The sequence below is a fragment of the Amycolatopsis sp. cmx-4-54 genome, assembly GCF_046548895.1.
Taxonomy (GTDB): Bacteria; Actinomycetota; Actinomycetes; order Mycobacteriales; family Pseudonocardiaceae; genus Amycolatopsis.
The window spans coordinates 334380-352678 of the sequence record NZ_JAEBEJ010000011.1 but is presented as its reverse complement, the minus strand read 5'-3'; the positions used below and the strand labels follow the sequence as shown (position 1 = coordinate 352678).

Sequence of the window (18299 nt, the reverse complement as noted above, 5' to 3'; positions counted from 1 at the left end):
CCACACACCCCACACTCCGCGTAGCGACACCTACCGACCGTGTGGACTTTGGGACGTCAGATGTCCCGAAACCCACACAGTCACCACGCCGACCTGCGAAAAGGGAGCAAGGGACCTTTGCTACCACGGCCCCGGCGAGTTGAGGGGTGTGTGGAAATAGGGACGTTGAGTGTCCCTACTTCCACACACCCCACACTCCGCGTAGCGACACCTACCGACCGTGTGGACTTTGGGACGTCAGATGTCCCGAAACCCACACAGTCACCACGCCGACCTGCGAAAAGGGAGCAAGGGACCTTTGCTACCACTTCCCGCTGCCACTTCCCGCGTGAAGGCCCCCTTCCCTCGGCTGAGCCGAGGGAAGGGGGCCTTCACGCGCAAGCGGAACTCAGTAAGTCGGCAGGCTCTGGTCGACCTGCCGCGCCCACGCCAGCACGCCGCCGCCGAGGTGGGTCGCGTCCTTGAACCCGGCCTGGTGCAGCGCCGCGAGCGCCTCCGCCGAACGCGCACCCGACTTGCAGTGCAGCACGATCGGCTTGTCCTGCGGCAGATCCGAAAGCGCTTCGCCCGAAAGGATCTTGTCCTTCGGGATCAGCGTCGCGCCCTTGATGTTCACGATCTCGTACTCGTGCGGCTCGCGGACGTCGATGAGGGCGAAGTTGTCGCCGTTGTCGAACTTGGCCTTGAGCTCCGCCGGAGTGATCGTGTGCCCCGAAGCAGCCGAAGCGGCTTCGTCGGACACAACACCGCAGAACGCTTCGTAGTCGATGAGCTCGGTGATCTTCGGGGTCTCCGGGTCCTTGCGGATCTTGACCTCGCGGTACTTCATCTCCAGCGCGTCGTAGCTGACGAGCCTGCCCAGCAGCGGCTCACCGATACCGGTGATCAGCTTGATCGCCTCATTCACCATGATCGAGCCGATGGACGCGCACAGCACGCCCAGCACGCCACCTTCGGCGCACGAGGGCACCATGCCGGGCGGCGGCGGCTCGGGGTAGAGGTCGCGGTAGTTGAGGCCCTTGCCGTTCGGCGCGTTCTCCCAGAACACACTCGCCTGGCCCTCGAACCGGTAGATCGAGCCCCATACGTAGGGCTTGCCGGTGAGCACGGCGGCGTCGTTGACCAGGTAACGCGTCGCGAAGTTGTCGGTGCCGTCGAGGATGAGGTCGTACTGCTCGAACAGCTCCAGCGCGTTGGACGACTCGAGCCGGTCGGTGTGCAGGTGCACCTTGACGAACGGGTTGATCTCGGCGAGCGACTCCTGCGCGGACGCCGCCTTCAGCTTGCCGATGTCGGACTGGCCGTGGATGACCTGGCGGTGCAGGTTCGATTCGTCGACCTCGTCGAAGTCGACGATGCCGAGCGTGCCGACCCCGGCCGCGGCGAGGTACAGCAGCGCCGGGCTGCCGAGGCCGCCGGCACCGATGACCAGCACCTTGGCGTTCTTCAGCCGCTTCTGCCCGGTCATCCCGACGTCCGGGATGATCAGGTGACGGCTGTACCGGGCCACCTCTTCCTTGGTGAGCTCGGCGGCCGGCTCGACGAGCGGCGGCAGCGTGCCTGACATCGGGTCCTCCATCTCGCGTGGATCGCGGGTCGCATCCCAGTATCTACAACACGGAAAGGCCCGAACGCCTTCCCCTGTTCCAGACCCTGGGATATTCCAGCAGGTGAGACGGTGCGGACTAGGGTGTCTGATTCGGCCAGGAACCCGGCTTGCAGACGAAACCGTTCGCGGGCACCCGGCCGCGGTCGCCGCCGGGGAGATTGTTCAGCTGCGCCACGAAGTCGTTGGAGACGCCGAAGGTCTGCTGCATCATCACCGGCGCGATCCCGCCGTTGACCTGGCAGCCCACGTGTTTCCCGCCCAGGGCGTGTCCGACCTCGTGATTGATGGCGTACTGCCGATATCCGGTCATGTCGCTCTCGAAGGCCAGCGCCCCCCGCACCCAGCGAGCGAGGTTGATCACCACGCGCTTGTCGAAACTCGAGCGGTAGCAAGACGTCTCGTAGGTGATCTGGAACATGCAGACGTCCGCGCGATGCGTCGTGTTCGGTGTGGTGAGACTCACCCGGAAGCTGGGGTTCGGATAGCTCGCGTCGACGCGCTGGAGCGCCCTCTTGCCGTCCCACGTCCAGCTCTTGGGGTTGGAGAGGGTGCCTTCCACCATCGCGGCGAAGCTGTCGTCGCCGCCGTAGCTGGCCTGGTCGATGCCGTCCTCGACCTCGACGGTGTAGGTGAACAGCTGGCCGGTTCCCACCTTTTCGCCCTTGCCCGGCACCACGTGGAAGGTGCCCTGGCCGGCCTCGGTGAAGGGGCCGCCCTTGGGCAGGTCCGCGGTCGGGATCTTGAGGTCGACCGGTTTGGCCGGGTTCTCCGGGAGGACGTCGCCCCCACCATCGACACCGGCGCCCGGCTCGCCGCCGGAACCGTCGGATCCATCGGACGCGGTGAGACTCGTCCCGTCCGTGGCGATCGGCTCGGGCGGGCCGGTGGCGGTGTTGAACACGACGAGCGCGGTGATCACCACGAGGATCGGCAACGCGTACACGCGCCAGCCGTAGGTCTTGGCGAACTGGCCGATACCGCCTTTGCTCTTGCGCTTGGCGGTCTTCGCGGCGCCGGGCTCGTGCGGCTTCCAGGAGGCGCTGAGCGGCTGGGCACTGGTCCGGCGGCCGCCGGGGCGGTAGCGGTCCTCGTCGAGCCGCTGCGACGGCGGCGGCGTCGGCCGGTACTGCCCGGTGCGCGGCGCGTCGGTGGTCCGGGGCTGGGCGCGCGACGGACGACGGGCGGAGGCGGAGTACTGAGACCGCCGACCTTCGCCCTGCGCGCCTTGCTTTACCCGGTCCACGCGCACCAGGGTGCCATAACCGAACTGTGATGTTGTGAGCGACCGGCGCTTCGTCTGGTGTGTCCTGCCAACCCGAATGGGCTACCAGGTGCCCGATTCGACCGATTCCCACATCCCCAAAACGGCCTTCGCTACGACATTCGGGCGTTCCATCTGCGCCACGTGGCCGGTTCGGGGCAGAACCAGCAACCGCGCGTGCGGAAGTAGCCGAGCGGTGCGCTCGGCGCGCCGGACGGAGATCACCCGGTCGTGCTGTCCCCACACGACGAGTGTCGGCGCGTCGACGGTCGGCGCGACCGCCCACAGCGACGCGGGCCCCCGGGTGGACCACGTCCGGAAGATGCCGAAGGTGCTGCGTGCCAGAGCGGGGGCGGCCCACGCGAAGGCGGCGCGAGCGCTGTGCTCCTCTTCGAGCTCGTCCAGCCTGCTTTCGGCGAAGCGGCTCGGGTCGGCGAAGCACAGCTTGATGACCTGCATGGCACGTTCACGCGGGCCGAGCGCGGCCAGCTGCCGTCGCACCCGCGGACCGATCAGCGGCAGGTACGCGAACGCCATCCGCGGATCGGACAGCCGTTTCATGCTGGGCCGGAGATCCGGCATCGCGGGCGAGATCAGTGTCAGCGTCTTCACCAGCTCCGGACGGCGGGCCGCGACGAGCAGCGCGACCGCGCCGCCCATCGAATTGCCGAACAGGTGCACCGGCCCCGCATCGAGGCTCTCGATGTGGCTCGCGACGATCTCGGCGTGCGAGTCGAGGCTGAAGTCGAACGCGTCGGGCGGCTCCGAATAGCCGAAACCCGGCAAATCGATCGACGTGCCGCCCGCTTGGGGCGCCAGCAGCGCGGCGAGGTCGGTCCAGTTCGTGGACGAACCGCCGAGCCCGTGGACGTAGACGGCCGTCTCCGGGCCGCCCGGTGTCCGGCGGATGTGCAATTTCACCCCGGCGACACCTATTGTTTCCCCGGGCCAAGGGGACGGCGCGGGGTCCAATGACGGCAACGACCTGCGCGAAAGCGGCACATGGGTCAGCGGCGAGCGGCTCCCGGCGGCACGGGAAACTGGAGAAGACACAGCATCAAGGATGCCTGACCCTTGGCGGTCCGGCTGTACCGGCGAGTAATCTCGACCTCACTTCACGCGGTGGTGACCCCGCCCGTGGAGCCCCGCTCGACTGCGCTGATGAGTTCTCGGCGGTAAGGATTGCCTCGAACAGGCTGATGCGTTCTCGGCGGAGACGAGTGCCTCGAACTGGAGGAACGATGACAGACATGGCGCGACTGCAGGCCCGAGGTGTCCGCCTGCCCAGAACGGAACGCCGCGCCCAGCTGCTGGCCGCCGCGCAGCGGGTGTTCGCCGCGAACGGATACCACGCCGCCGCGATGGACGAGATCGCCGAAGAGGCCGGAGTCAGCAAGCCGGTCCTCTACCAGCATTTCCCCGGCAAGCTCGATCTCTACATCGCGCTGCTGGAGAGCCACGTCGACGAACTGGTGCGGCGGGTCAAGGACGCGCTCGACTCCACGACGGACAACAAGCAGCGCGTGCCGGCGACCGTCGGCGCGTTCTTCGACTTCGTCAACAACGACGCCGGCGCGTTCCGCATGGTCTTCGAGTCCGACCTGCGCGGTGAGCCCGCCGTGCAGGAGGCGGTGGACCGGGCGACGTCGGCCAGCGTCGACGCGATCACCGAGACCATCACCGCCGACGCGGGCCTCGACGAGGACAAGGCCCGGCTGCTCGCCGTCGGTCTCGTGGGCCTCTCGCAGGTCAGCGCGCGGTTCTGGCTGGCGCACCACAAGTCGATGAGCCGTGAAGAGGCCGTCGCCCTCACCGCCAACCTCGCCTGGCGGGGTATCGGCGGCGGCTTCCCGCTGCAGCACTGACCCGCGTTTCGTCCTCTGAATGCGGTCCTTGCGCGTGCAACTACCGCGTTCAGAGGACGAAATGCGTCAGGTCACTGGGGCAAGAGCTTCTTCAGGCGGTCGGCGGCAAGCTGGGCGTCGGCGACGACCTTCGCGGTGTCGATGCCGACTACGCGTCCTTCGCGCTTGAGGGCGCGGCCGTCGACGAACACCCACGAGACGTTCGCGGGCTGGGTGTTGAAGACCAGCTGATTCACCCAGTCGACCTTCGGCGCGAAGTTGACCGCCTGGGCGTCGACCAGCTGGAGATCCGCCCGCTTGCCCGGCGTCAGCGACCCGATCTCCTTATCCATCCCCAGCGCCTCCGCGCCACCGAGGGTCGCCATGCGCAGGACGTCCGCGGTGGCCGGGTAGACCGCCGGATCCGTCGTGGTCGCCCGCTGGAGACCGACGGCCGCGCGCATCACGTTGAACATGTCGCTCGTGTCGTTGGTGCCGCCGTCGAGGCCGAGCCCGACCTTCATGTTCCGCTTCTTCATCTCCGGCAGCCGGATCACTCCCGACGCGAGCCGCATGTTCGACAGCGGGTTGTGCGCCACGCTGACCCCGGCGGCCGCGAGCTCGTCGAGATCGGCGTCGGTGGTCTGGATGACGTGGTTCGCCATCAGCCCGGGGTGCAGCGCGTTCGCCCGGCGGAGCGCGTCCATCTGCCCCGCGGTCAGATCGGCCTTCGATTCGAGCAGGTGCACGTTCAGCGAGACGCCGAGTTCGCGCGCGAGCTTTTCCGACGCCTCGACGCTCGGGAAGTTCCCCGTGGACGGATGAGTGCCGATCTGCAGGCGTGCCAACGGGTTCGGGTCGATGACCTCGCGCTTCACGCGGCGGATCTCGTTCTGCAGCGCGGGATCGGTGGTGCCGTTGTAGGAGTAGAGGAACCGCAGCTTCGACTCGCCGAGCGCGCGGAGACCGCCCTTGGCGAAGTCGGTGTTGAACGCGTGCGACCAGTCGGTGACCGTGGTGATGCCGGTCGAGACGACGTCGGCCGCGGCGAGTTTCGTGCCCGCGTACGCGTCCGCGTCGGTCACGGGCGCGCGGTACAACGGGATGACGCATTTGCCGAGCCAGCCGATGAGTTCCTTGTCGGCCGCGCAGCCGCGGATGAGCGACTGCCACAGGTGGTTGTGCAGGTCGACGAACCCGGGCAGCACGATCTTGCCGCGGCCGTCGACGACTTTCGCGGAACCCGCGTCGAGGTCCCTGCCGACCTGCTTGATCTTGGTGCCTTCCAGCACGACGTCGGCGTCGGCGAGGGCGCCGAGCGGTCCTTCGCCGAGGCCGGGGTCCATCGTGAGCACCATCGACGCGTCCCGGATGACGACCCTGCCGACCCCGGCGAACTCGGCGTCGCTCCCGGCTTCGGTGGTCTCGCCGCCGAGATTCGTCAGCAGGGCCGCGCCGAGGACCACGGCAAGAGTGAGGCTGAAGACGGACAGAATCGATCCACGTTGTTTCATCGTTTCAACTCCCCAGTCGATGCGATCACGTTAGCTCACTACCGCGACGGGATGCCCCAGCTGTCCGGACGCTGATGATCACCATGCCCCTCGCTCACCTTGTCGAGCAACCCAGCGGCAGCGCGCCGAGCCGGTTTTCGGCTATGAATCGAACGACCGCGTCCCCGATCCGCGAGGAGTCACCATGCCCCATATCGCGCTCGACGAGAACCTTCCCGGCATCACGGCCTTGTTCGCCTATCGGCCGGAGACGGCCGCGCCGCTCGGGCAACTCGCCGAAGTCCTGCTTCGCGGCCCGAGCAGCCTCAGCGTGGGCGAGCGCGAACTGATCGGCGCGGTCGTCTCGCGCGGTAACGACTGCACGTTCTGCTCACGCAGTCACGCCGCCGTCGCCGCCGAAGCGCTCGAAGGCGGTATGCCGGTCGTCGAAGCGGCTTGGAAGGACGTGGACGACGCACCAGTGCCGGCGAAGGTGAAGGCACTCCTGCACATCGCGCTCGCTGTTCGCGAAAGCGGGAAATCCGTGGGCGAAGACCTGATCGAGCTGGCCCGCGCGGAGGGCGCGACGGACGTCGAAATCCACGACACGGTCCTGATCGCGGCCGCGTTCTGCATGTTCAACCGCTACGTCGACGGGCTGGCCACCCTGGCCGTCGACGACCAGGACGCCTACCGGGAGGCCGGTGTCCGCCTGCTGGAGCACGGCTACACGAACCTCTGAGGAGAGCAAGGGACCTTTGCTTCCACTTGTCTCAATGTCGAGAGAAGCGGGAGCAAAGGTCCCTTGCTCCCTTTTTCTCAGACCCTCGCGGCGCGGCGGACGAGGGCGGCGATGCGGTCTGAAACCTCTTGCGCCCGTTCCTGCGGGAGCATGTGCCCGGCGCCCGGGTAGCGCACGAACTCCGCCTTCGGCAGTTCGTCGGCGATGACCTTGGCGTGCGGCGGCGGGCAGAGCCGGTCCTGCTCCCCCGCGAGCACGATCACCGGTTTGCCCTCCAGCGCGGCCAGCGTGACCCGGCAGTCGTGCCGCGAGATCGCGTCCTGGAAACCCGCGACGCTCGCCGGATGCGCGCACAGCAGCTGTTCGGCGACCGAGTCCACGTCGGCCCGCTGCGGCCGCCGCCCGAAGACGAGCAGCCGGGCACCCGGTCGCACCACGGACAGCGGCAGCGGCAAGGCGTCGCGGCGGTTCTTCGCGAGCAGCTTCGCGAGCCTCCGTTCGAACCTCGCCGCGCCGCTGCCCGCGATCCCCGGCAGGCCGAGGGTTATCCGGTCCATCTCACCGGACGAGGTGGCGACGAACGCGACCCCTGCGACGCGCCGGGCCACGAGATCGGGATGCCTGCGGGAAAGTTCCATGATCGTCATGCCGCCCATGGAGTGCCCGGCGAGCACGAGCGGCCCGTTCGGGACGCGGTCCTGAATCAGCTCGGCGAGGTCGTCGGCGAGGGTCGCGATCGTGGCCGTCCCCGGTTTCGCCGGCGCGGAGCCGCCGTGACCGCGCAGGTCGTAGCGCAGGATCCGGACGGAGTCGCCGAGCCGCGAGGCCACGCCGTCCCAGGTCCGGTGGTCCTGGGTCCAGCCGTGCACGAGCACCAGCGTGAGTTCGGAGTCGGCGGGGCCGCTCGTCTCGACGTGCAGGGCCGTGCCGTCGCCCGTCACGAACCGGTGTTCCCGCGACGGGTCCCACGAGACGGCGCCGCGCTGCTTGACGCTCCTCATCGCTTCCCCGGCAGCAGGAAGGACTTGCGCCAGAAGTACATGCCTGGCTTGCCGACCAGACCGGATTCCTGCAGGAACGGCATGATCTTCTCGCCTGCCCACTGGACGCTTTCACGCCAGTGGGGGTTGTTCAGCGCGGCCTCGACGCCGTCCCGCGGGCGAATGCCGACGGCCTTGTAGACGTTCGGGTTGATGAAGGCCCGCGTCACGAAGTACGAAATGAGCGCGATGATGAACTGCTGGTAGACGATTTCCTTCTTCGACAGTTTCGCCATCCCGCGAGTCACCTCTTCGCGGGCGAAGGTGACGTGCCGGGCCTCTTCGAGCACGTGGATCCGGTTGACCATGCGCACCAGCGGCTGGATGTCCGGGTCGTTCATCTGCTCGCGCTGAAGCCGGTCGAGGACCTCTTCGGCGACGAGGATCGCGCCGTAGCGCGCGGGACCGTAGCTGATCGACGGCATCAGTTTCGCCAGCCGCCGCAGCCAAGGCACCGGCCCGTAGTTCGGGCAGCCGATCCGCGACGCCATCCGCGCGAACATCGTGGAGTGACGGCATTCGTCCGCGATCTCGGTCAACGCGTACTGGGCGTGCGAGCTGGTCGGATCCTCTTCGTAGACCTCCTTGAGCAGCATCTGCATCAGGAGGATTTCGAACCACAGCCCCGTCGTGGCGACGCTCGCGACTTCGTGCTTGCCGAGTTCGATGCGCTGCTCTTCGGACAGCGAATCCCACAACTCGGTGCCGTAGAGCGAAGAACGGTGGGCCGGGATGAAACGCTTCCCGTCGACGAGCGGGGCGTTCCAGTCGATGTCGACGTCGGGATCGTAGAACTTGTTCGCGGAGGACTTGAGCAGCCGCTCGGCCGTCTTCTCCCGGTCTGTTTCCTTCAGCGCCCGCGTCATTGCCGACACACCCCTATCTGTAACTCGTGGTAACAGTTACCTCTGGTAGCATGACTGGGGTGATCGAACGTGTCAAGCGCAACAGCAAGCAGTCGGGCAAGCACCCCACGGCGGGTGAGGCCGACACGGGCGACGCCCGCCGCGACCGCTGGCGCAAGCACCGGATCGCGCGGCGCGCGGAGTTCGTCGAGGCCGCCCTGCGCGCGCTCGACACCCACGGGCCGGACCTCGGCATGGAAGACGTCGCCGCCGAAGCAGGCGTCACGAAACCCGTGCTGTACAGGCATTTCGACGACAAGGCGGATCTGTACGTCGCGCTCGGGCAGCGCGGCACGGAGATCCTCTTCCAGCGGCTGATCCCGGCCATCAACTCCGAGCTCGCCCCGGTCCCCCGGATCCGGATGGCGCTCGACGCGTTCTTCAGCGTCATCGAGGAGCACCCCAACCTGTACCGCCTGCTCGCGCGCGGGGGCCTCCAGGAGAAGGTGGTCGTCAAGGCCGACGTCGTCGCCGAGGACAAGGAACTGATCGCCACCGCGCTGACCGCCCTGCTCGGCGACTACATGCGGATGTTCAACATGGACTCCGGCGCCGCCGAACCATGGGCGCACGGCATCGTCGGCATGGTGCAGAGCACCGGCGAATGGTGGCTGGACCGGCGCTCGATGGGCCGCGACAGCGTCGTCGAGTACCTGACACAGATCATCTGGGCCGCGATCGACGGCCTCTCCCGGCAGCAGGGCATCGTCATCGACCCGAACCTGCCGCTCGAAGAGAACAAGGTCGTCCAGATGCGGAAGGAATCGGAGGCGCAATGAGCGAGCACGACGAAGACGGTTACTCCGGCGAAGCGGTCCTCGTGATCGACGGGACCGAGATCGCGACCACGGTCGAACTGAGGGGCTACTTCCAGCCCATCGACGGGTATTACCGCTGGTACGGCCGGGTCGCGACCAATGAGCAGGTGTCCGCGGCCGCCGGCGGCAAGAAGACCGCCGTCGAGATCCGCGCGGGCGAATACAGCGCGAAGGGCGAGCTTTCCGACCCGGACCCGTGGGACCGCTACCGCATCATGGGCACCAGCACGCCGCCCTTCCACGTGCCCACCAGCCTGGAAGAACTGAACGAACTCAACGCCTGACCAGGCGTAAGTACATGAAGGCCCCCTTCCTTGCGCTAGACGTAAGGAAGGGGGCCTTCATGTACTTCACGGCCGAGGGAGAGCAAGGGACCTTTGCTACCACTTCCCAGGTCAGCCCCTACTTTCGCCGGCGCACGCACTCCAGTCCGCTCGGGAACCCCGCGCTGGAGGAAGACTTCAGCCGCGCCGTTGAGCGGGCACCCGAGCCACCGCCATCACGTACTTCGGCCAGTTCGACAGCTTGTTCATCGCCCATTCCAGCGGCCCACGCCCGACGAACTTCCGCCACAGCACCGCGGCGGTCAGCGCGACCACCGAGAACTCGACGAAGTGCAGCACGCTGAAGATCGAATCGCCGTCGCTCTCGTCCCACAGCAGCGCGATCGCCACGAAATGCAGCACGTACGCGCTCAACACCCGCCCGCCCAGATCCGAAAGCGGCCGCAGCACGCGTTCGAACTTCGGCATCAGCAGCTGGCAGCCGCCGATCACCGCCGCCGCGATCCCGATCGAGATCAGCAGGTCGAACGGCGTGTACGAGGTCCCCGTCGGCAGTAGTTCCCAGGCCCAGCTGGTGGTCGGCGGGGTGCCGTGAATCCACGTCTGATGGAGCCGGAGGAATTCCTGCGGCGTCATGCCCAGCTGCGCGGCGGCCGGTTCCAGCGAGCGGTACACGGCCTGCATGCCGCCGAGCGGGCCGGTCGCGATCCAGGAAACGACGTACCCGCCCACCGCGAGCGCGGATCCGCCGAAGAACAGCCGTCGGCACACGCTGCGCGAGGTCAGGTCCATCCGCCCGATCGCCATCCCGGCGAACACGTACGCCATCAGCGTCAACGCGGGGAAGGTGCCGGTCAGGACGAGAACGGTCGCGGCCTTCAGCAGCCCGGTCGACGTGACATCGTCCGCGGTCAGGTCCGGTGCGAAGAACAGCAGGTCGCGGGGCAGCAGCTGAGCCCTGATCAGATGCGAGAGCAGCGGGCCGGCCACGGCGACGACGACCGCCGCGATCGCCAGCGCCTTCGCCCCCGCGCGCAGCCACGGGATCACGAAGAGAAAACAGGCCCCGTAGTAGGCCAGGATCACCATGTAGCCGGTTTCGAGGCTGGTCAGCCACAGCCCCAACGCCACCAAGAGCGGGGCGCGGGTCGCCAGCTTGAGCGCGACACGGGTCCGGTCGCGGCCCTGTTTGGGACGGCGTCCGCCGGACATCAGCGCGATCGAGACCCCCGCCAGCACCGCGAACAACGCCGCGGAATGGCCTTCGAACGGTTTGAACAGCACCCCGATGCCGCCCTTGGCGGGATCGGGGCCGACATGCACCGCGTACATGCCGAGTACGGCCAAGCCGCGGGCGACGTCTATACCGGCCAGCCGCCCCGCGACCCGTTTGCCGCCTTCTTCGGGAACTGTGCGCACGCCGTCGAGCAGCGCGCGGTCCATCACAGTGACGCCGTCCACCTCATTTCTCGGCTAGCCCCCTGCCGTCCCCGCCATAGCGTGACGATCAAATCTGAGAGCTGGCTGAGACGCAGCGGTGACGCCACTGTGACATCCGACTACAACCCGATCGGGTTAACCACCAACAGCGAAGCCGACCTTGCGAACATCCGACGGCGCGATCTCGACGTAGGCGATCCGGTCGGTGGGCACGATGTACTTACGGCCCTTTTCGTCGTCGAGGCGGAAGATCCCGTCGCCGGCCCTCAAGGCGTTCGCGACCAGTTCCTCGACCTCGTCGGGTGACTGGCTGCTCGACACCACGAGCTCCCGCGGCGTGTCCTTGATGCCGATCTTGACCTCCACGTGGGACCTCCGCTTGAAAGTTCGAGAATTACTGGTGCGCCAAGGCTAGCCGAAGTGACCTCAGCCGAGCCCCAGCACCTGCATGCGCTTGGTGTGCCCCTGCTGCAACCGGCGGAACAGCGCGGCGATTCCCGAAAGGTCGCCCGAGCCTTCGACGATCAGTTCGGCGAGCCCGTCCCGCTCGGCCACGACGTACTGGGCCTGCGTCAACGCCTCGCCCAGCAGACGGCGTCCCCACAGCGCGAGCTTGTCCCGCGCCTTCGGGTCGGCCACGATCCCGGCCGCGACTTCGCGTTCGGCGAACGCGGAATGCCCCGTGTCGGCGAGCACGGTGAGCACCAGATCCTTGGTTTCGGGGTCGAGCCAGCTGGCCATCTCGCGGTAGAGGTCGGCCGCGAGCCCGTCGCCGACGTAGGCCTTCACCAGGGACTCGAGCCAGGAGCGCGGCGCCGTGGAGGCGTGCCAGGCGTCGATGTGCCCGACGAACGGCCGCATCGCGTCCTCGATCGCCACGCCGTGGCCCGCGAGGTGCTTGGTGAGCAGGTCGTAGTGCCCGATCTCGGCGGCCGCCATGGAGGCCAGCGCGGCCCGGCCGGACAGCGTCGGCGCGGTGCGCGCGTCCTCGGCCATGCGATCGAATGCGGACAATTCCCCATAGGCGAGTACGCCGAGCAAATCGACTACGCCCTCACTGATCTGCTTTGCCTCCGTCACGGCGGAAAGGGTATCGCCGAACACCCGTCCGGGGTGGTGAAGAGACCGATCCCACCCTGCCCGGCGCGCCTGGGGAGTTGGCCGGAAAGAGAGCCTTCCCACCTCCGGCGCGGCGGGGACTATCAGAAAACCGCAGATCAGGTAGACTGGGGGCCGGATACGACGGATCATCCGTCCCGGATCGGGACGCTGCTGCGGCTGAAGGACAGCCGGTGCGGCCCTGATCAGCGCAAGAATGATGTGCGTGCACGCCATCCTGCGGCATTCCCACGAAGGGCCGCTTCAGCGCCAGTAGCGCGGAGCCCGAGCGAATTTTCGTGGTCGAGTGTCGATCGGTGACCAGGGCAGTGCGCGCTGGTCACGAGAGAGGCGAGCACCCTGACCACGAACGAAACCACAACCGAAGAGAACCCCACCGGCGTTCCGGAGGCCGTCGCGCTGGAGCACAGCGAGTCAGGCCCGGCGGCGCTCGACGTGTCGCACCCGCTGCAGGCGGGCGCACCGGTGGAACCCGAAGCCCCCTCCTTCGCGTCCTTCGGCGTCAAGCCGGAGATCGTGAAGGCGCTGAGCGAGGCCGGGATCGAGCGCACCTTCGCCATCCAGGCCCTCACCCTCCCGCTGGCCATGGCCGGCGACGACCTGATCGGCCAGGCCCGCACGGGTATGGGCAAGACGCTGGGCTTCGGTGTCCCGCTGCTGCACCGCGTCGAGGTCCCCGGAGACGGCACCCCGCAGGTGCTGGTCGTCGTGCCGACCCGTGAGCTGTGCATCCAGGTCGCGAACGACCTCAAGGGCGCGGGCAAGCACCTCGGCATCCGCACCTTGGCCATCTACGGTGGCCGCCCCTACGAGCCGCAGATCGCGGCGCTCCGCAACGGCGTCGACGTCGTCATCGGCACCCCGGGCCGCCTGCTGGACCTGGCCGAGCAGAAGCACCTGGTGCTGGGCAAGGTCCGCGGTCTGGTGCTGGACGAGGCCGACGAGATGCTCGACCTGGGCTTCCTGCCCGACATCGAGCGCATCCTGCGGATGGTCCCGGACAAGCGCCAGACGATGCTGTTCTCGGCGACCATGCCGGGCCCGATCATCACGCTGGCCCGCACGTTCCTCACCCAGCCCACGCATATCCGCGCCGAGGAGAACGACGCCGGCGCCATCCACGAGCGCACCACCCAGTTCGTCTACCGGGCGCACTCGATGGACAAGCCCGAGCTGATCGCCCGCGCGCTGCAGGCCGAAGGCCGTGGCCTGACGATGATCTTCACCCGCACCAAGCGCACCGCGCAGAAGGTCGCCGACGAGCTCGTCGAGCGCGGCTTCGCGGCCGCCGCCGTGCACGGTGACCTCGGCCAGGGCGCCCGCGAGCAGGCGCTGCGCGCGTTCCGGGCGGGCAAGGTCGACGTGCTGGTCGCCACCGACGTCGCCGCCCGCGGTATCGACATCGACGACGTCACGCACGTGATCAACTATCAGACGCCGGAGGACGAGAAGACCTACGTCCACCGGATCGGCCGCACCGGCCGCGCCGGGCGCACCGGTGTCGCGATCACCCTCGTCGACTGGGACGAGGAGCCGCGCTGGAAGATGATCTCGGACATCCTCGGGCTCGACATGCCCGAGCCCGCCGAGACGTACTCGTCGTCGAAGCACCTGTTCAGCGACCTGGGCATCCCCGAGGGCACCACCGGGCGCCTCCCGCTGTCGAAGCGGACCCGCGCCGGTCTTTCGGCCGAGGTCGAGGAGGACCTGGGCGGTAAGCGCCGCGGCCGCGGACAGGGGCCGGTGAAGGAAGAAGAAGCGCCCCGCAAGCGCAACCGCACGCCGCGCAAGCGGACCCGTGGCGGCGCGAACGCGGCCGCCAAGATCGAGGCCGAGGACGCCGCCGCCGCTTCGGCGGAAGGCACCGAGGGCGAAGCGGCTGAAGCCTCTTCGGAGGGCCGCACGCGGACCCGTCGCCGTAGCCGCGGAGCCGCGAAGCCGAGCCCGGAGGTCAGTGGCCCGGCCGTCGAGAAGGAGGCAGGCGACAGCGCCGAGCGTCCGGCTCGCCGACGCCGCCGTCGCCGTCCCTCGGCGACTTCTGATACACCTGCGTCGGCAGACTGAGCTTTCATCCTGCGGACGTGGGGAGCTAGGGGCACGTGAGCGAACGCTGGGACGCCGCGCCGGACGACCAACCGGCGCGGCCCGTGCCCGCCGATCCCGGGCAACCGGACGGCAGCGAGCCGGAGACGGCCGAAAACGCGATCGGCACGGAAGACGTGCTGGACGCCCATCCCGCCCAGCCGGTGGCCGACGAGCCACCGCTGGGCGGGAAACGCGCCCGGCGCTCGCCGTGGAACCGCACGCGGGATCGCGTGATCGCCGCGGCGATCGTGGTGGTCGTCGCGATCACCGGCGTCGTCATCGGCGTGACCAGCGACAACGCGGCGACGGTCGCGCAGGTCGCCGCCACCCTGCCGCCAGGGCTCCCGCCCGCGCCGGCGCAGGTTCCCGGCTCCTTGAGCGAGCTGTGGCAGGCACCGAGCTCGTCAACTCCGGTTCCGATCGGCGAAGCCAACAGCGTCGTCACCGCGGACAAGGGCGAGGTCCTCGGCCGGGACCCGTACACCGGCGAAGTCCGGTGGCGTTACTCGCGCGACCTCGAACTGTGCACCGTCGCGCTCGCCGGGATCAAGGTGGACGCGGTGTACCGCAAGGACACCGGCTGCAGCGAGGTCACCCAGCTCGACGCGGGCACCGGCCGCCGCACGGCGCAGCGCAACGGTGACGCCGAACTCGGCACCAGGCTGGTGGTCGACGGATCGCACGTCACCACGACCGGCAAGAAACTGCTGAACACCTGGCGCGACGACCTGGTCAAGAGCATGGAGTACGGCCAGGTCCCCGCCATCGTGAACCCGAACAAGCAGCCGAGGACCGGCTGCACGTACGGCACGGTGGCCGCCGCGGCGGGCAAGATCGGCGTGATCGAGCGCTGCCCCGGCGACCCCGCCGACCGGTTCACCGTCTACCGCGCGACCAACGACGAAGCCGACGACCCGAAGGTCGACTACAGCACCGTGCTCGCCGGCAAGAACGCGAAGGTCGTCGCGATGTCCGGCGATCTCGCGCTGATCGTGCTGCCCGAGCAGAAACTGCTCGTCATCTACGGCGGCGACAGCCTGCAGAAGTCGGCGTACCCGCTCGACGTGCCCGACGCGGACATCGCGCAGGATCCGGTGGGCGGCGTCATGACGACTTCGTGGACCGCGCAGGGCGTCTACTGGTTCACCGGCTCGAAGACCATGGCGTTCTCACGGGACGACCTCACCCCGCGCTGGACGCTGAACAGCTCAACCGGCCCCGGGGTGACCTTCGGGGAACAGCTGGTCGTGCCGATCCAGGGCGGGCTCGCCGTGCTCGACGAGACGACCGGCGCCACGATCCGCACCGTCGGCGTCGACCGGCGCGGCTACACCGGCCCGGTGCTGCTTTCCTCGGTCGGGCCGGTGCTGCTGGAGCAGCGCGGCCCGACCCTCGTCGCCCTCAAGTGACCGGCGAGCGGTAGCAAAGGTCCCTTGCTCCCGCCGGCCGTCATCGCGTCGTCGAAGTCCTGGAAGTACGCAGCCGGCTGACTTCTTTCCAGCACCACTTGCCACCTTCGCTGGCGAGCGTGCCGGTGGCGGTGCCCGGCCTCCCCGCGACGCTCAGCGTGACCGCGACCGTGTACTTGGTCTCGGAGACCTTCGTGACCGCGCCGAGCGAAGCGTCCGACGCTTCGTTGACCCGATCGATGATCTGGTCGATGTCCTTTTCGGCGTTCCCGCACTTGAGCGCCGTCAACGCGGCCCTGTCGTGGGCGTTGATGCCGTCGATGATCGCCTGCGCGGTCCCTTCCGGGCCGGACGCCTTTTCGGCCTTGTCGTCGCTGAGGAAGAACCCGGGAGCGACGAACCCGGTGATACCCAGCGTGACCACTACGACGGCAGCGGCGGCGATGGCCACGATCAGACCGGTCTTGTTGTTCTTCGGGGGCGCGGGCGGCCCGCCGAAGCCTTGGGGGTACTGCTGGTTCTGGCCGTACTGCTGCTGGCCGTAGCCGGGGTACTGCTGCTGCGGGTACGCGCCGCTCTGGTCGTAACCACCCTGCGGGTACTGCTGTTGCCCCGGGTATTGCTGTTGCCCTGGGTACTGCTGCTGTCCCGGATACTGCTGCCCGCCTTGGTCGGGCTGTCCCGGATACTGCTGCCCGCCTTGGTCGGGCTGTCCCGGATACTGCTGCCCGCCTTGGTCGGGCTGTCCCGGATACTGCTGCCCGCCTTGGCCGTGGTCGGGCTGTCCTGGCTGGGGTGGGTAGGTCATCAACGGTGCCCTTCGTCCTCGCTGCGGGGCAGCGTGTTCATCTACGACCTGCCCAGTGAGCCATAGTTTCGCAGCGACGGGACGATTTTCGGATCAATGGCACCTTCCTGCCGTGTCAGCTCCACCAGAACAGGCTCAGCGCGGCCGTCACGCTCACCACGACCAGAAGACCTGCGAAGCCCGCGACGCGGCCATCACGCGAATCGACGACCCGTTGTGCCAGCAGGGCGACGACCGCCGCGACCGGGTGGCCGATCAGCATCAGGAGCCCCGGCCCCGGCGCACCGCTGAACAGACAGAGCGAGGCGATCACGACTACGCACACCGCCAGCACGGCCATCCCGGCCGCGAGCGATCCGGTCAGCCCGCGCCAGAACCGGCCGCTTCCGGGCGTCTTGGGCTCGTCCGCGGGCCGCGGGGTGGTCGCGAGCTCTTCGGTGTCCGGTGACGACACGTCCTCGCCTGTCCAATCGTCGGGTTTCGAGATTTAGGGCGCCAGCAACTCCCACGGCTGAGCCGCGGGTCCGGCCTCCTGGCCTGCCGCGCAGCTGGGCCGGAAGTCGCACCATGAGCAACGACGGCCTGGGCGCGCCGGGAACAACACGTCCTCGTCGCCGCCGGCGTCCAGGGTATCCGCTGCCAGCCGCAGGTCTCCGGCGGTCTCGTCGGCGCGTTGGAGATGCCGTTTCAGGCTTTCCTCGGTGTGTTCGGCGGCCGCGATGGTTCCGGTGGGCACGTGGTGGAGCTCGACCTGATAGCACGGCGTCCGCAGCGTCCTGGCGGCCGCGACCGCGTACAGCGCCAGGGCCTGCGACGAACGCGCCTCGTACTCGTCCGGCTCGCGGCGGCCGGTCTTGTAGTCGATGATCACCAGTTCCCGGCCGCGCTGGTCGATCCGGTCGGCGCGGCCCTCGATGATGAGGCTGGGCCCGCTGCCCGGCTCGAGCGTCACCGGCGCCGAAACCCAGCGCTCCAGGCCGACCGGATCGACGCTGACGTCGTTGTGCTCGACGTACTCCGCGACCCAGGCCTTGGCCCTGGCGCGGTACCGGGCGGCCTGGTCGGCGTCTTCGAACCCGGCGTCCTTCCAGTGTTCGGCGACGAGCGCCATCGCCCGCTGCGGCACGCGCTTGATCACCGGCAGGTCGAACAACGCCCGCAAAGCGTTGTGCACCACCGCACCCAGCGTGCTGTGCGCCCACGCGCCGGTGCGTACCGGAGACGGGCGGTCGAGATATGCCATGCGGTAACGGCGCGGGCAATCTTCGAACGTCGCGAGGCGCGCGGGCGAGACCTTCGTCAGCTTGCGCGGCGCTTCGACGCCGAAGTCGAAACCAATCTGCTCCATCGGATCACCCCGCGCGCAACGCTACGCACCCCCACCGACACTTTTCGAGGGGATCCCCAAGAGGGGAGCAAGGGACCTTTGCTATCGCCCGCCA

At 68.4% G+C, this 18299-nt stretch carries 18 protein-coding genes; 6 read left to right on the top strand and 12 right to left on the bottom strand.

Annotation, left to right across the window (positions count from 1 at the left end; translation table 11 throughout):
- Nucleotides 1-388 precede the first annotated feature (388 nt).
- The 3 genes from moeZ to ACLJQ7_RS32800 all read right to left on the bottom strand — a co-directional run bounded on the left by moeZ (nt 389) and on the right by ACLJQ7_RS32800 (nt 3791).
- Nucleotides 389-1567, bottom strand: coding sequence for an adenylyltransferase/sulfurtransferase MoeZ (moeZ, locus tag ACLJQ7_RS32810; RefSeq protein WP_410652009.1), 1179 nt, complete (start codon nt 1565-1567; stop codon nt 389-391).
- Nucleotides 1568-1685: 118 nt separating this feature from the next.
- Nucleotides 1686-2852 carry a DUF3152 domain-containing protein gene (locus ACLJQ7_RS32805; RefSeq protein ID WP_410652008.1) on the bottom strand — a complete coding sequence of 389 codons (1167 nt, stop codon included), beginning with the start codon at nt 2850-2852 and terminating at the stop codon, nt 1686-1688.
- An 81-nt stretch (nt 2853-2933) separates the two neighbouring features.
- Nucleotides 2934-3791, bottom strand: a complete 858-nt coding sequence (locus ACLJQ7_RS32800; protein ID WP_410652007.1) for an alpha/beta fold hydrolase — start codon at nt 3789-3791, stop codon at nt 2934-2936.
- 320 nt (nt 3792-4111) lie between these two features.
- Between ACLJQ7_RS32800 and ACLJQ7_RS32795 the strand changes: the two genes are divergently transcribed.
- On the top strand, nt 4112-4735 hold the full coding sequence (locus tag ACLJQ7_RS32795; RefSeq protein WP_125680286.1) for a TetR/AcrR family transcriptional regulator: 624 nt from the start codon (nt 4112-4114) through the stop codon (nt 4733-4735).
- 71 nt (nt 4736-4806) lie between these two features.
- Here ACLJQ7_RS32795 and ACLJQ7_RS32790 read toward each other — a convergent pair whose 3' ends face one another.
- Nucleotides 4807-6228 carry an amidohydrolase family protein gene (locus ACLJQ7_RS32790; RefSeq protein ID WP_410652006.1) on the bottom strand — a complete coding sequence of 474 codons (1422 nt, stop codon included), beginning with the start codon at nt 6226-6228 and terminating at the stop codon, nt 4807-4809.
- 184 nt (nt 6229-6412) lie between these two features.
- On the opposite strand from ACLJQ7_RS32790, the gene ACLJQ7_RS32785 reads away from it, so the two are divergent.
- Nucleotides 6413-6949 carry a carboxymuconolactone decarboxylase family protein gene (locus tag ACLJQ7_RS32785; protein WP_410652005.1) on the top strand — a complete coding sequence of 179 codons (537 nt, stop codon included), beginning with the start codon at nt 6413-6415 and terminating at the stop codon, nt 6947-6949.
- 77 nt (nt 6950-7026) lie between these two features.
- Here ACLJQ7_RS32785 and ACLJQ7_RS32780 read toward each other — a convergent pair whose 3' ends face one another.
- Together ACLJQ7_RS32780 and ACLJQ7_RS32775 are read right to left on the bottom strand one after the other, a co-directional pair.
- Entirely contained in the window at nt 7027-7950 is a 924-nt protein-coding gene (locus tag ACLJQ7_RS32780; protein WP_410652004.1) for an alpha/beta fold hydrolase, read from the bottom strand.
- Nucleotides 7947-8855: an AurF N-oxygenase family protein gene (locus ACLJQ7_RS32775; protein WP_410652003.1), complete on the bottom strand. Its 909-nt coding sequence runs from the start codon at nt 8853-8855 to the stop codon at nt 7947-7949. The genes ACLJQ7_RS32780 and ACLJQ7_RS32775 overlap by 4 nt, the downstream gene beginning before the upstream one ends.
- A gap of 50 nt (nt 8856-8905) precedes the next feature.
- Between ACLJQ7_RS32775 and ACLJQ7_RS32770 the strand changes: the two genes are divergently transcribed.
- The gene (locus ACLJQ7_RS32770) at nt 8906-9673 is read left to right on the top strand and encodes a TetR/AcrR family transcriptional regulator (protein ID WP_410652002.1); all 768 of its coding nucleotides are present in this window, start codon (nt 8906-8908) and stop codon (nt 9671-9673) included.
- A complete protein-coding gene (locus ACLJQ7_RS32765) occupies nt 9670-9996 on the top strand; it encodes a DUF4873 domain-containing protein (protein WP_410652001.1) in 327 nt (108 codons plus the stop codon). Before ACLJQ7_RS32770 ends, ACLJQ7_RS32765 begins: the two co-directional genes overlap by 4 nt.
- 177 nt (nt 9997-10173) lie before the next feature.
- Here ACLJQ7_RS32765 and ACLJQ7_RS32760 read toward each other — a convergent pair whose 3' ends face one another.
- The 3 genes from ACLJQ7_RS32760 to ACLJQ7_RS32750 form a co-directional block, all read right to left on the bottom strand.
- On the bottom strand, nt 10174-11457 hold the full coding sequence (locus tag ACLJQ7_RS32760) for a heparan-alpha-glucosaminide N-acetyltransferase domain-containing protein (RefSeq protein ID WP_410652000.1): 1284 nt from the start codon (nt 11455-11457) through the stop codon (nt 10174-10176).
- A gap of 114 nt (nt 11458-11571) precedes the next feature.
- Nucleotides 11572-11802, bottom strand: coding sequence for a DUF3107 domain-containing protein (locus tag ACLJQ7_RS32755; RefSeq protein WP_005167610.1), 231 nt, complete (start codon nt 11800-11802; stop codon nt 11572-11574).
- Between the two features lie 60 nt (nt 11803-11862).
- Nucleotides 11863-12516 (bottom strand): ferritin-like fold-containing protein, encoded by a 654-nt coding sequence (locus ACLJQ7_RS32750; RefSeq protein WP_410651999.1) that lies wholly within the window; start codon nt 12514-12516, stop codon nt 11863-11865.
- A 504-nt stretch (nt 12517-13020) separates the two neighbouring features.
- Here ACLJQ7_RS32750 and ACLJQ7_RS32745 point away from each other — a divergent pair.
- Both ACLJQ7_RS32745 and ACLJQ7_RS32740 read left to right on the top strand, forming a co-directional pair.
- Nucleotides 13021-14619, top strand: a complete 1599-nt coding sequence (locus ACLJQ7_RS32745; RefSeq protein WP_410652032.1) for a DEAD/DEAH box helicase — start codon at nt 13021-13023, stop codon at nt 14617-14619.
- 35 nt (nt 14620-14654) lie between these two features.
- On the top strand, nt 14655-16049 hold the full coding sequence (locus tag ACLJQ7_RS32740) for a hypothetical protein (protein WP_410651998.1): 1395 nt from the start codon (nt 14655-14657) through the stop codon (nt 16047-16049).
- 40 nt (nt 16050-16089) lie between these two features.
- On the opposite strand, the gene ACLJQ7_RS32735 is transcribed toward ACLJQ7_RS32740, so the two are convergent.
- From ACLJQ7_RS32735 to ACLJQ7_RS32725, 3 genes are all read right to left on the bottom strand, one after another.
- On the bottom strand, nt 16090-16857 hold the full coding sequence (locus ACLJQ7_RS32735) for a hypothetical protein (RefSeq protein ID WP_410651997.1): 768 nt from the start codon (nt 16855-16857) through the stop codon (nt 16090-16092).
- Between the two features lie 115 nt (nt 16858-16972).
- Nucleotides 16973-17311 carry a hypothetical protein gene (locus tag ACLJQ7_RS32730; protein WP_410651996.1) on the bottom strand — a complete coding sequence of 113 codons (339 nt, stop codon included), beginning with the start codon at nt 17309-17311 and terminating at the stop codon, nt 16973-16975.
- A 33-nt stretch (nt 17312-17344) separates the two neighbouring features.
- On the bottom strand, nt 17345-18205 hold the full coding sequence (locus ACLJQ7_RS32725; RefSeq protein ID WP_410651995.1) for a RecB family exonuclease: 861 nt from the start codon (nt 18203-18205) through the stop codon (nt 17345-17347).
- Nucleotides 18206-18299 lie beyond the last annotated feature (94 nt).

Bases quoted from the DNA above. Each gene is read 5' to 3' on its own strand.
- ACLJQ7_RS32795 (WP_125680286.1), top strand. From the start codon at position 4,112: ATGACAGACATGGCGCGACTGCAGGCCCGAGGTGTCCGCCTGCCCAGA.
- ACLJQ7_RS32780 (WP_410652004.1), bottom strand. From the start codon at position 7,950: ATGAGGAGCGTCAAGCAGCGCGGCGCCGTCTCGTGGGACCCGTCGCGG.
- ACLJQ7_RS32765 (WP_410652001.1), top strand. From the start codon at position 9,670: ATGAGCGAGCACGACGAAGACGGTTACTCCGGCGAAGCGGTCCTCGTG.
- ACLJQ7_RS32770 (WP_410652002.1), top strand. From the start codon at position 8,906: ATGACTGGGGTGATCGAACGTGTCAAGCGCAACAGCAAGCAGTCGGGC.
- ACLJQ7_RS32790 (WP_410652006.1), bottom strand. From the start codon at position 6,228: ATGAAACAACGTGGATCGATTCTGTCCGTCTTCAGCCTCACTCTTGCC.
- ACLJQ7_RS32725 (WP_410651995.1), bottom strand. From the start codon at position 18,205: ATGGAGCAGATTGGTTTCGACTTCGGCGTCGAAGCGCCGCGCAAGCTG.
- ACLJQ7_RS32785 (WP_410652005.1), top strand. From the start codon at position 6,413: ATGCCCCATATCGCGCTCGACGAGAACCTTCCCGGCATCACGGCCTTG.
- ACLJQ7_RS32735 (WP_410651997.1), bottom strand. From the start codon at position 16,857: ATGACCTACCCACCCCAGCCAGGACAGCCCGACCACGGCCAAGGCGGG.
- moeZ (WP_410652009.1), bottom strand. From the start codon at position 1,567: ATGTCAGGCACGCTGCCGCCGCTCGTCGAGCCGGCCGCCGAGCTCACC.
- ACLJQ7_RS32775 (WP_410652003.1), bottom strand. From the start codon at position 8,855: ATGACGCGGGCGCTGAAGGAAACAGACCGGGAGAAGACGGCCGAGCGG.